This window comes from Amycolatopsis sp. PS_44_ISF1, from assembly GCF_032335455.1.
GTDB lineage: Bacteria > Actinomycetota > Actinomycetes > Mycobacteriales > Pseudonocardiaceae > Amycolatopsis.
In genome coordinates this window covers 848,540-860,979 of the sequence record NZ_JANUXO010000001.1, presented here as the reverse complement: position 1 = coordinate 860,979, position 12,440 = coordinate 848,540, and the positions used below count along the sequence as shown (strand labels likewise).

7 protein-coding genes and 1 pseudogene are annotated in these 12,440 nt (G+C 65.5%); 6 read left to right on the top strand and 2 right to left on the bottom strand.

The annotated features are described in order from the left end of the window. Positions 1-724: 724 nt before the first annotated feature. From NYF13_RS03835 to NYF13_RS03825, 3 genes are all read left to right on the top strand, one after another. Positions 725-1,225 carry a tyrosine-type recombinase/integrase gene (locus tag NYF13_RS03835; RefSeq protein WP_315654181.1) on the top strand — a complete coding sequence of 167 codons (501 nt, stop codon included), beginning with the start codon at positions 725-727 and terminating at the stop codon, positions 1,223-1,225. A 143-nt stretch (positions 1,226-1,368) separates the two neighbouring features. Continuing rightward, positions 1,369-2,574 carry a polymorphic toxin-type HINT domain-containing protein gene (locus NYF13_RS03830; RefSeq protein WP_315654180.1) on the top strand — a complete coding sequence of 402 codons (1,206 nt, stop codon included), beginning with the start codon at positions 1,369-1,371 and terminating at the stop codon, positions 2,572-2,574. 137 nt (positions 2,575-2,711) lie between these two features. Continuing rightward, positions 2,712-3,068, top strand: coding sequence for a hypothetical protein (locus tag NYF13_RS03825; RefSeq protein WP_315654179.1), 357 nt, complete (start codon positions 2,712-2,714; stop codon positions 3,066-3,068). A gap of 9 nt (positions 3,069-3,077) precedes the next feature. Here the strand turns inward: NYF13_RS03825 and NYF13_RS03820 are convergent. Beyond that, a pseudogene (locus NYF13_RS03820) lies at positions 3,078-3,436 on the bottom strand (IS5/IS1182 family transposase); the annotation flags it as partial. A gap of 27 nt (positions 3,437-3,463) precedes the next feature. On the opposite strand from NYF13_RS03820, the gene NYF13_RS03815 reads away from it, so the two are divergent. Further along, positions 3,464-3,598, top strand: a complete 135-nt coding sequence (locus NYF13_RS03815) for a hypothetical protein (protein WP_315657352.1) — start codon at positions 3,464-3,466, stop codon at positions 3,596-3,598. 1,349 nt (positions 3,599-4,947) lie between these two features. Here the strand turns inward: NYF13_RS03815 and NYF13_RS03810 are convergent. Continuing rightward, on the bottom strand, positions 4,948-7,755 hold the full coding sequence (locus tag NYF13_RS03810) for a BTAD domain-containing putative transcriptional regulator (RefSeq protein WP_315654178.1): 2,808 nt from the start codon (positions 7,753-7,755) through the stop codon (positions 4,948-4,950). A gap of 242 nt (positions 7,756-7,997) precedes the next feature. Between NYF13_RS03810 and NYF13_RS03805 the strand changes: the two genes are divergently transcribed. After that, positions 7,998-11,114, top strand: coding sequence for an RHS repeat-associated core domain-containing protein (locus NYF13_RS03805; RefSeq protein WP_315654177.1), 3,117 nt, complete (start codon positions 7,998-8,000; stop codon positions 11,112-11,114). Positions 11,115-11,670: 556 nt separating this feature from the next. Further along, on the top strand, positions 11,671-11,982 hold the full coding sequence (locus NYF13_RS03800) for a DUF6355 family natural product biosynthesis protein (RefSeq protein ID WP_315654176.1): 312 nt from the start codon (positions 11,671-11,673) through the stop codon (positions 11,980-11,982). Positions 11,983-12,440 lie beyond the last annotated feature (458 nt).

The window sequence follows — 12,440 nt, the reverse complement described above, 5'->3', positions numbered from 1 at the left end:
CCGGCGATCGGAGGGTGCCCACTGACAGTGCTCCCACATGCGGTCCGGTTCGGGCGCGCTCACAGTTGGTCCTGTCCGAACTGATCGAGAGGTGCGATATGGCGTCGAAGGGTGTGTTCAGGCGGCGTGGTTGTCGGTGCCCAGTCACGGGGAGGCAGTTGGGTGCGCGTTGTGGCCAGTTGAGCGAGCCGGGGCATGGGTCGTGGTGGTTCGTCGTCGAAGGATTACCCGCTGTGAACGGGACTCGTTCCCGGATGCGGCGCGGTGACTATGCCTCGGAGGAGGCCGCGAAGGCCGCCCGCGACCAGGTCTCGGCGAACGCTGAGGGGATCGGGCTAACGACCGGTTACTGGTTGGAGTGTTGGGTAGGCAACAGCGGCCTGCGCCCCAGCACGCTCTGTCACTACCGGCAGCATGTCGTTGACTATTTGATCCCGCAGCTTGGTGGTTTGTCGTTGGTGACACTGCGCGTGAGTGACGTGCGGAAGGCGTTCACCGCGATCGCGGCTGGGTGTGGGTCCCGGCACGGGCGGTTGGCGCCGTCGACGGTGAAGAGGGTCCGTGCGACGTTGAGTTCCGCGCTGACGGCCGCCGTGGGGCAAGGGCTCTTGGCTCACAATCCGGCGAAAGGCCGGGAGATCAATCTTCCCGAAGCGGTGGGGCCGCGACCACAGGTGTGGACCGAGGAGCGGGTCGCGCACTGGCGGGCGGGCACCGACGCTACGTGTACTACCACCTGGTGGCCGTGACCGACTTGCGTCGCAGCGAGGCCGCGGCGCTGCGGGAGGTCGACGTGGATCTACGCCACCACGAGTTGTCAGTGATCGGCAGGCCCGACCCCGGTGAGCAGGTGGACGGCGACGGCAAGCCGAAGAGCCGGCACAGCACGCGCGCCGTCGCTCTCGATCATGTCACCACCGGTTTGTTGCGTCGGTATCTGAAGGCGCAGAAGGAGGTCCCCTCCGGGCCAGGAGGAGACCGGTACCTGTTCACCACCCCGACGGGAGCGCCCTGCCGTCTCGGTCTGTTCAGCCACGAGTTCAAGGAGTTGCTCGAGCAATATACGAGCCTTCCCCCGATCCGGCTGCATGACCTCCGGCATGGCGCGGCATCTCTGTCGTTGGCGGCCGGGAACGATTTCACACGCCTCGATGTCCTTCACTGCGGACTACTACGTCTCGCTCTATCCGAGCGCTCGACGCCAGGCCGCGGAGAGGATCGGTAACTCCCTGTTCGGAGAGCCAGGCTGCATGCGCAGGTCCCAGATCCCGCTCCGCTGTCGGCGTGTGGCGGGCAGTGCCGCACCGTGCGGGCCAGCGGCCGACTCGAAAAACCGAGCCCTGGGATGCTGAATCCGCGGGAATCGTCATGGCAGGCCAGATCGCCATTGCGCTGACCTGGGAAAATAGTGAACTATTTGCCGTGTGTCCTGATTGCGATGTCTCCGTTTGGGCTCCGTCGCTCACGCCGCGGTCGTCAACGTACGACGAATGGATCCAGTTCGCGCAGATGTCCGACGCCGACAAGGCGATGCGCATCCTGAGTAACGACTGGCTCGGCCGGCACACCGAAAACATGGGGCGTGGGTTCCGGCAACAGTGCTTTGCTGCCGAGACGAGTCCCACCTTCGCCACTGACCTGGCCTTCACAGCGGCGGCTCAGGCACTCAATGAACTCGGCGCGATCTACGGCGCGGTGGCGACCACGGAAACCGCCCTGCTCGCCGGCTCACTGTGTGCGGCGTTCGAACCCTGCGGGCTCCTGGCCGCGTCGATCATCCCCGAGGGAACAGCCTTCACCTCGTGGATGGCCATCGCAACCGGAGATGCGCTCGTCAGCGCGCGATTCGGCGGTCTCCTCGAGAATGAACTGGTCGAGCAGTGGGCCTCAGGACCGAACTTCCTCAACGAATTCGGCAAACCTTTCACCGCGTGCGCACCGAACAGTTTCACCGGCGACACCCCGGTACTCCTCGCAGGAGGCGGGACGAAACCGATCAAGAACATCCTAGTCGGTGACCAGGTGCTGGCGGCGGGTGCGCACGACGGCCGGCCGGTCCCCGAGTCCGTCACCCGGCTGATCACCGGCGAAGGGCGCAAGAACATCGTCGACGTCGTGGTGAAAGCGGGAGCCTCGACAACACGAATCCAAGCCACGTCGAACCACCCGTCCTGGATTCAGAATCTGGGTGGATGGGTCGAAGCAAAGGATCTCCGGCGTGGAGACCGCATGCGAACGCCGACCGGCGACGCTGTTGTCCATTCAGATATTCGTGAACACGACGAGCAAATCAAGGTCTGCAACCTCACGGTGGCCGAGCTCCACACATACTTCGTCGGCTCCAAAGTGGACGCTGTACTTTTTCACAACGTCGACTGTGTGATCGACCCGCGCAAACTCGACTATCTTTCTAATGTAGACATCAAGGCCGACAACCACAACACTCCACGCGCCCTGCAAAACATGATAGATCGGAATCAAGGATACGCCCGAGATGTGAGCCTGTGTTGCCGAAGAAACCCGGACTGCTGCGGCTCGCGGATTCGATCATACGTATACCAATCAGTATGGTGACTTCGGCTTTGCGTATTCTGTACTCTACGGACCTTGCGGCGTGCGTAGCGCTGAAGATACCTGGTAGGTAATGCCCGACGGAACATATCTGTTCTTGTCTGCTATCCTTAGGAATCTAAAGTAACGAAAGGTAGGTCATGACGTTTCGTGAGCTCGTGGTGCCGAGTGCGCTAGAGGTGCTTGAGATCATCGGAGTGGAGCCGGTGGCGCCCGAGTCGGGCTCCACCGTGCAAGTACTTGATCTCGATGGCAACGAAGAAAATTCGGTCAGATTCTCTTATGACGTGGTCGAGGGATCGATAAGGATTATCGGGAAATCAGGCGGTCGGGTTCTTATTGACCTGTTTCGGGAAGGTGCGGTTTTCATTAGGTTTCGCAGAGAAGGAGACAATATATCAATCGAAGCCGATTTTGAAACGGACTCCCTGGGAGGGACGATCACACTGAAGGTGACTCCTGAACTGCAAGTCACCGATAAAATGCTCTTCATCTAAGCGAGTGTCTCATGTGGCTGCTGTGCGAAGTTTTTTGTAGCAGGCAAGGGTGAGGAAAACGCTGAAGTGGTTGGCTTTGCGTTCGCATCGGATGTCGAGTCGGCGGTAGCCGAAAAGCCAGGCACAAGAGGGCGTTCGATCACTCATCGGTGTTTGCCGATTTTCTTGCTGGTCTCGATGCCTTTGCGGGCGATCCGGACGGCGATGCCCCGGGCGCGCACCCGGTAGCGGAGTTCTGCTTGATTGCAGGCCTTTTCCGCGTGCAGCTTGGCGGGTCTGCGGCGGCGGGGCCCGCGGCGAAACCGAATGGCCGGAATGGCCCGTATCAGAGGTTTGAGTGCGGCCAGCGTAGAGTACATCGCGGCTGCCCTGCGCGGATACTGAGAGGACGTCTGTTGAACATCGAAAACCTCATGACCAGGCTTGCGCGCGCTGGCATCACCACGCTCGTCAAGGCCGACGACGAGCGGATGGCCCAAGAAGGCGAGCCCTGGACAGTAATCATGTCGGGGGTGGGACTGGGCGGTTAAGAAGGGGTCCGAGCTGAGTCGACCGATTTGCGCTCCGCGCTGAAGGAAGTTTTGAGCGGCTGACGGCACGCCCCGGTGACTGGTCATGGCTATCTGAATTCGAAAGCGAGCTCTCCTGAGCGTCCACTGCGCAGCACGGCCGTTGCATACGGAAGAGGAACTCGAAGAGTTTCGGTGGGCATGTCCGCAGGGTTAATCCGAGAAGGAACCACGGCAGCGCAACAACACGACCTGGCCCTCTTCGACGAGCTGATGCGCGAGGAGCTTCGCCGTCAGCCAGTCCGCCCCTACGCGATCGCGACACTCGTGACGGGTTTTCTCGGCGGGCTGATTGCCCAATGTTCGCCGTCATCACGGTGGTCCGGATCCGGAGACACCGGCAGCGTGGCTGGATCCTGGTGATCAAACACCATGCGGTCTGCTATTACCGTTTCGCGAATGAGATGGCCGAGCCTGCGCTATGGGCCAATCCAAAATCAGCGCTCCGCGTCATCAGAACCAGCCAGTTCGGCGCTATCGGGCAGGTCGGCGTAGCGACTGTGCTGACGGCGTCACGGCGGCGAGTAAGGCCAATCGTTCCTGGCCCGACATGGTCAGCTCCGGCGAAGGTGCCGTTGCGGGGTTGCCGGGTTCCGCGGCCGGCCGGGGGGTGTCATAACCGAGGTGGTATGTGATCTCGCCGTCGAGTGCGGACTCTGTCAATTATTTGGTCAAGCTGCACTGGCATACCGCCGTCGCTGATCAGCTACACCGCCAGTCTCCGAATGGCTCACCAGTTGAGGCACGAGCCGCTCTTCCAGTCGAGTCTTGGGCTTTGAGTCTTCAGTGTTCTCTATGGCCGACATCATGTCGGCCATTAGGTGCGGTTCCTTAATCGGGGTCACACACTCGTTTTACAGTTACCAGCCTGGCGGCCGTCGACCTGGGGCTTTTCCTCTCTCGCGCAGGGTTCGATAGCGGGCATTATCGTCTGGCCGAGTGGGACGGAGGCTGGCGCGTAAAGGTTGGTGGGCGGATGCGAATGTGGTACTCGCTGGGCGAGCGCATTCTGCGATCCGGTCTGGATCACCTAGTCGTGAATGGTGGTGCGGCGGAATCGAGCTATCTCGGAGTTGCAATCGCCTTGAATATCGTGTCGAGCTCTGCCCAGGTGTTTGCCCCGGCCGGACTCAAGTCCAGGGCAAGGATGAGGGTGGGGAACGGTGCAGTGTGCCGCCCTCGCAAACTGGGTCGGGTGCGGGTGGGCTTACAAGCGTAAGCCCGGCTACGGCCACTGCCGATTTCCAGGCCCCACTGTGCGAGGCGGGAACCACGTGGTTGGAGATCCTGCGGTGAAGAAACGATTGAGGTCAGGAGATCTGTGAGTCGTCGGTGTCCTGGTCGAGTGCTTCGAGTTGCGCCTGGATGCGCTGGGCTTCTTCGGCGCGGTCCTGTTGGCGGTACAGTTCCAGCGCCTCCTGCCACGCTTGGCGCGCCTCGCCGTACCGGCCGAGTTCGACGTAGGGTTGGCCCAGTGCGGCAAGGGTTTCCGCCAGTCCGTACGGATAGTCGAGCTGTCTTTGCAGGGCGAGTGCTTCCTGGTAGTGGCCGATGGCTTCGTGGTGCCGGCCCCTGAGGTGGGCGATGTAGCCGAGGCTGTCCAGGACGCCTGACTCGCCGTAGGGTGCGTCGGTCTTGCGGTAGAGCTCTAGTGCGGCCAGGCAGTGTTCCCGGGCTTGATCGTGGTTGCCGATCCGGGCGGCGAACCAGCCGACGCTGTTGAGCGCTGCTGCCTCGTGCTCCAAGTTGTCGAGAGTGCGGTACAGGTTCAGGGCCAGCGCAGAGTGCTCCAGTGCCCGCTGGTCGTCGCCGCGCAGTTCGCACGCTCGGGCGAACAGCCGGTGGGTGTGGGCCAGGGCGGCCTTGTCGTTGTGCTGTTCGGCCAGGGAGACTGCCCGACGCAGGTGCTCGGCCGCTTCTTCGTGCTCGCCCAGGTCGGCGTGGGTGAGGCCGAGGTAGCCGTGACCGAGGAGGCGGGGGGTGGGGTCGGGCTGGTTTTCGTTCGCGGCCAGGGCGGCTCGCCACGTGGCGAGCTGGTCGTGGCGGAGCCCGCGTAGCTGGTGGAAGGTGGACAAAACCCAGGCCAGTTGCCAGGTGGCGTCGTCGCGCCCCAGGTCGGCGGCGGTGCGCTGCGCAGACAGCAGGCACAGGTGCTCGGTGGCGAACCACGCCATGGCGGCGGGCTTGTCATCCAGCGGTTGAGGCTGGCTGCCGGGCTCCGGTGAGGTGATCCGGAGGTCCAGGCGGTCCGGGTGCAGGAGCTGGTCGGCGGCGTCGGCGGTGCGCAAGTAGAACTCGACAACCCGCTGCAGTGCCTCGTCCCGCGTCTCGTCGGTCAGGTCGTGATACGCGACGTCAGCGGCGTAGCGGCGGATCAGGTCGTGCAGGCGGTAGCGGCCGGTGGCGTCCCGGCTGATCAACGACGCCTGCTCCAGCCCGCGCAGCACCATCCTGGTCCGCTCGCGCGGCTTCCCGGCCAGCGACGAGGCTGCGGGCAGGGCGATATCGGGTCCGGGAGCGATGGCCAGCAGTCCGAGCAGCAAGGCCTGCTCGTCGGGCAGCGCACGGTAGGAGGAGGACAGCACCGCGGGCAGGCTTGCTGCCGGCTCGCCTTCGTCCAGCGCGTCGAGCCCGCCTTCGCGTAGCTCGGCGGCGATGGCGGCCAGGCTGGAGCGCGGGGCGGTATGGGCGCGGCCGGCGACGATGCTCAGGGCCAGGGGGAACCCGCCGCACAACCGCACCAGATCATCGATTGCGGTGGGCTCCGCTTCGACGCGTGGTGCGCCCAGCCGGGCGGTGAGCAGTGCACGGGCTTCGGTGTCGTCGAGGATGTCCAGCGGCAGGTGTTGCGCCCCGTGCGCCGTGACGAGGCCGGGCAGCCGGTTGCGGCTGGTCACCACCGCGGTGCAGGACGCGCTGCCCGGCAGGAGTGCTGTGATGTGCGCGGTGTCGATGGCGTTGTCGAGCACGATCAGCATCCGCCGGTGGGCGACCAGGCTGCGATACAGCGCGGCCTGAGCGTGGAGGTCGGCCGGGATGCGGCTGACCTCCACCCCCAGCGCGTCGAGAAAGCCGCGCACGGCCGCGGCCGGCTGTATCGGCTGATCTTCGGGACTGAAGCCACGCAGGTCCACGAACAACTGCCCGTCGGGGAATCGGCCGGCGCGGGAGTGGGCCCAGTGCAGCGCGAGCCAGGTCTTGCCGACGCCGCCCGCGCCGGCGATGGCCGAGATGATCACCGTGCCGGGGGCGCCTGCCGTGTTCATCGCCGCGTCGAGGCGGTCCAGTTCGGCATTGCGTCCGATGAAGTGCGCGGGTGCGGCCGGCAACTGCCGGGGCACGACCCGCTGCGCCGGCGAGCTGACGAGCACCCCGCTTCCGAGTGCTGGGCTCGGGGCGAGAGCCGGGTCACCGGTCAGTACCCGCTGGTGCAGGGATTGGAGGGCCACGCCGGGATCGGCACCCAGTTCCCCGGCCAGCGTGGTGCGAGTCCGCTGGTAGTGCTGCAGGGCGTCGGAGGTTCGTCCGGCCTGGTGCAGGGCCAGCAGGTACTGGCCCGCTACCCGCTCGTCCAACGGGTGGCGGGCGGCCAGTGAGGACAGTCCGGCAACCAGACCCTCGCCGTGACCGGCGCGCAGCCGTGCATCGACCAGATCGTGCTCGGCCGCCAGGCGCTCCTGGGTCAATCTGTCGCGTTCTGCGTGCGCCCACTCTCCGGTCAAGCCGGTCAGCGCTTCGCCTCGCCACAATGCCAGCGCCTCGGTGAACGCGGTCACCGCCACCGACTCGTCGGCGCGGGCTCGAGCGCACAGGTCGCGGAACATCAGCAGATCGATCTCCGGTCCGGCCATCAGGACGTACCCGCCCGCGCGACGCAGCAAGTCCACTCCTCGCGCGTCCGCGAGTGCACGCCGTAGCCGGGAGACGTAGCTGTGCACGGTCTCCCGACCGCGCCGGGGTGTCTCGTCTCCCCACACCCGGTCGATGAGCCGCTCGATGGGCACCACCCGCCCGGCGTCAAGGGCAAGCACTGCCAGCACGCACCGCTGCCGTGGAGGTCCGAGGTCCAGCCGCTGCCCCTCGGAGACCACGGCCACCTCGCCCAGCAAACGCAGCATTCCGCCCCCCTACCAGCGCTTTGCAGGTTTCCCGCCAGGAAACCACATGATCGCCGGTCCATCGTAGATGTCGCCGGGAACAGGACAAAGCGGTCCTGCGGAAGGCGATTTCGATATGGGGGTCGAACATCGGCCGGGACGATCACCGTTCCGGTCACCCAGTCGTGGACCTACGGCACAAGCACTACCTTCCCCGGCCCGAGCCAGCGGGGAAGCCGAATCCCTGACGACGAGGAGTCAGCTTGCCCACACGGAGACTGTCCTGCCATCACCCGGTCGTCGCGGTCGCGACCACGGCGGTGTTGCTGTCCGGCGGCGCGCTGGCCACGACGCCGGCCGAAGCCGGCACCACCACCGCGCTGACCCCGGTCCTGACCGGGCCCCGCCCTTCGGCGACCAGGATCCCCTTCCCGATCTCCGACAAGGTGTCCGCATCAGTCGACGTCGGCACCGGCAACCTGCTGCTCACCTCCTCCGACCTGGCTCTGCCCGGCATCCAGGGGGATCTTCAACTGGGCCTGACCTACAACAGCCTGCGCCTCGGTCCGGGCGCGGCGCTGCCGGACGGATCAGCGGGCGCCGGCTGGGCGATGCGGGTCGGCCAGGACACCAAGGTGATCCTCAACTCGGACAACTCTGTGCTCTACCTCGCTCCCGAAGGTCGCGAAGGCCTGTTCCAACCCGCCGGCGGGACGGCGTACCAGGCGCCTGCCGGGTTCAAGGTCACCATGGTCAAGACCGCATCGGGCTGGACGATCACCGACCACGACACCAACGCCGTATCGACGTTCGACTCGACCGGCCGCCTGGTGTCGATCAAAGACCGCAACACCCAGGCCTCCACCTTCACCTACACCTCCGGCAAGCTGACCCAGGTCACCTCCACCCGCGGCGGCGCCGGGGCCCGGACCGCGAACCTCACCTGGTCGGGTTCCCTGGCCACGATCAGCCAGACCGGCGACGACGGCACCGCGCGCAGCGTCTCCTACACCTACACCGCGGGCAAGCTGACCAAGATCACCGACCCGACGTCGAAGAGCACGCAGTTCGGGTACGACGCGACCACCGGTGACCTGACCACCATCACCAACGGAGCCGGCAAGCAGACCGCGATCCAATACGACACCTCCCACCGCGTCAGAAAGGTGACCCAAGAGAACCCGGACGGCGGCGCGGCGACCCGGTTCACCTACTACTCGGCCGGGGAGACGCTGGTCGCGAGCCCGAACAACACCGAGGCCACCCCCTCCAACGGGCCACAAACCGACTACTTCCTCAACGCCCAGGAACTGGTGACGTCCGTGGCCGACCCACTGGGCCGGGGCCGCGCCACGACCTACAGCCCGTTCACCGACATCGCGACCTCGACCAGCGGTACCGGTGGTGTCACCACCTTCGGGCACGACCCGGACGTGAACGCCGGCGAGTCGCTGACCGGTGTCACCGCGCCGGCCGGGGCGAAGGCGACCGCGGCTTACTCCAACACCGGCGCGGCCAGATACCTGCCGTCCGGCGGCACCGACGGTCAGGGCAACGCCAAGCTGTTCACCTACGACGGCGCCGGCAACCCCCTCAGTTCGGCCAACACCGCCGCAACGGCAACGTCCAAGGTCGACTACAACTCCGATGGCACCCTGAACTCCGCCACCGACCCACGCGGCAACCTCACCGACTACACCGCAGACACCGACCACCAGGTCACCGGCGTCACCCCGGCCGCCGGCTCGGCTCTCGCGCCGGTCACCATTTCCTACGACGGGTTCGGGCGCCTGCACGCTGTCCGCGACGGCCGCGGTCTGCGCACGATCTACGCCTACGACCGCGCCGACCGGGTCAAGACGATCCAGTACTCCGACGGCACCCCCGACGTGGCGTTCACCTACGACGGTGCTGGCAATGCCCTCACCCGCGCCGACGCCTCCGGCACCACGACCTCCGCCTACGACGCGCAAAACCGGCTCTCCTCGCGCACCGCGACCTCCGGCGGCGGCACCTTGTCCTACGGCTACGACAAGACCGGAAACCTGACGTCGAAGACCGACGCCCACGGCGCCACCACCTACGGCTACGACGCGGCGAATCAGATCACCGAGATGACCATCCCGAACGGGCAGAAAACCGCCTTCGCCTACGACGACGACGGCAAGCGCACCGACACCTGGTTCGACACCAACTCCGCCCACACCACCTTCGCCGCTCACACGAAAACCACCTTCGACAAGAGCGGCCGGATCTCGCGCACCTGGACCGCACGAGCGTCCAACGACGCGACCAAGACGTTCGACACCGGGTTCTGCTACTCGCCCCGCGTCACCGGGCAATCCTGCCCGTCGGCGTCGGCCGGCACCGACACCGGCCTGATCAAGTGGTCGAGCGACAACCTCAACGGCGCGGTGTCGCTCTACAGCTACGACACCGCCAACCGGCTCACCGCGGTCTCGAACTACGGCGGCCACGACTACGCCTACACCTACGACAAGGCCGGCAACCGGCTGACCGCGAAGGTCGACGGGACCACCACGCAGACCCTGACCTACAACGCGGGCAATCAGATCTCGAGCACCGGTTACAGCCACGACGCCGCCGGCAACCGCACCACCGACCCGGCCCAGGGCACCTTCGCCTACAACGCCGCCGGGCAGATGAGCACCCACACCGAAGGCTCGTCCTCGAGCACCTACACCTGGGCGGACGGCGACCAGAACGAGCTCGTCTCCATCACCACCGGGGCGGACACGACCGGCTACGTCTACGGACGCAACGACACCACCGGCGTCCCGATGCTCCAGTCGTTCACCGAGAACGGTCAGACCAGCTACATCGAAACAGACCCGGCCGGTGTGCCGCTCGTCCTTCAGAGACCTGATGGCACCACCCACTACTACGCGCTGGACAACCAGAGCAGCCCCGTCACCCTGATCGACAGCAGCGGTGCAGTGACGGCCTCTTATACTTACGACCCCGCCGGAAAGCAACTCACCGCCACCGGCACAGTGTCGGCAGCCAATCCCTTTCGCTACGCACAGGGGCTGCTGGACGAGACCACAGGCTGGCTCAGGCACGGAATACGGTGGCACGACCCGGCCACCGGCAACTGGACCGCCCTCGACCCCATCAGCCTGGTCCTGTCGCCCGACATGGCGAGCCGATACGCCTACGTCGGCGGCAATCCGGTCAACCGGATCGACCCCACCGGCCTGAAGGCCGACACCTCAAAGGCTTGCCTCGCCGGCGCAGCCGCCGGCGCCATCGGGTCTCTGTCCGGGGTGGTCAGCGCCCCCGGCGTAATCCCCGCTGCCACCCTCGGATGCGTCGGCGGCGTTGTAGGAAGTTGGATCACGAACGGACTCGGCGATTGACTCCACCGCTGAGGAAAGCCCACTGAACGGTTCCCGGATCGACCGGGGCATTGCTGAGAGAAGGAGTGCTGATGCGAATCAACCGACGGATGGTTCAGGCCGGAATCATCGTCACTGGCGCGATGGTGGCGATGGCTACGCCAGCTGCCGCGAGTACCACACGAGTTGCACTGGAGGGGGCAGCCAGCGCCGCAGTCAGTAAGGCCCCTGAGTGCGAAGCGACTTTGAGCGGCGCGACAGGCCTCGTCCGCTGCTTCAGCGGACCTGCCGGCACCACGCAGTTCCGAGCCGTGGTTCAGTGCCAGAACGGCAGCTACCGGTACGGGGACTGGGATCCTTTCGGCACGCTGACCTCGGCAACCTGTCCCTCGGGGGCAGGGAACGCCACGCGCGTCGGTGCGCAGTTCCGGTAAGCATCGCCCTCGGACCTGAACGGCTTGGCTCCCGTGGCCGGGCGTCGTCACCCGCCATCTGTCCATGGCGGAACAGCACACCGGCGATCTGACCTGACGACCAAATGCGGTATTCAACGATGAATGCCTGATGGAGGGAAATGATGAGGCAAACGATGGTGCATCGGTGCACGCGCGCAGCGACCGGGGCTGCGGTTCTGGCCACTGCTGCGTTGATCAGCTCTGCCGTCTCCGGCGAAGCGACGGCGTCACCGAGAGTCGCGCACCCCTGCGGCTACTCCATAGACGGTATCGAGGCCTACTACAACCACTGCACGAGCGACGGATCACACATCCTCATTCGCGAGGACCGGGTGGGGGAACTCGACAAGAACGTGTGCGTCGGCCCGGGATCGACCCATCTGGGTCCCGCGCTTATCGTGCGCTACGCCCGCTACATCGGGAAACTCTGCTGACCCAGACTGCCGCTCGTCCATCGCAGTCGCGACGCCAGGATCCACCGCGGGCCAGCCAGCAGTATCAGCTGGCCCGCGGCGTGCCGCAGTAACGGCTCTTCGCCAAAACCATGTCTCCCGTGGCAGGTTTGCTGATTCGTTTGAAGCAGTTCAGGGCAGCACCCAAGATCAGGAACGCGCAGAGGTGATTGGCGTGACGTTCATGTCGAATGGCCAACCGGTGATAGCGGAATCGCCACGTCATCGTGCGTTCGACGAATTACCGGCGCCGGCCCAGCTTGTCGCTGGACTCCACAGCCTTACGGACGATGCGCACCCCGATGCATCGTACCGCGCCAAAAGGGAGCGGAAAGTCATCGTGCCCGGCCCGGGCACGGTGGATTTTCCCTCGTTAGCTTGCCGGCGGAACGAGTTGCTCGATGTCGGGCTGGCCGGGTCGGTAGTTGATCATTTTGGCG

Excerpts from the sequence above, each read along its gene's own strand:
- NYF13_RS03825 (WP_315654179.1), top strand. The coding sequence starts at position 2,712 with ATGACGTTTCGTGAGCTCGTGGTGCCGAGTGCGCTAGAGGTGCTTGAG.
- NYF13_RS03800 (WP_315654176.1), top strand. The coding sequence starts at position 11,671 with ATGAGGCAAACGATGGTGCATCGGTGCACGCGCGCAGCGACCGGGGCT.
- NYF13_RS03830 (WP_315654180.1), top strand. The coding sequence starts at position 1,369 with ATGGCAGGCCAGATCGCCATTGCGCTGACCTGGGAAAATAGTGAACTA.
- NYF13_RS03810 (WP_315654178.1), bottom strand. The coding sequence starts at position 7,755 with ATGCTGCGTTTGCTGGGCGAGGTGGCCGTGGTCTCCGAGGGGCAGCGG.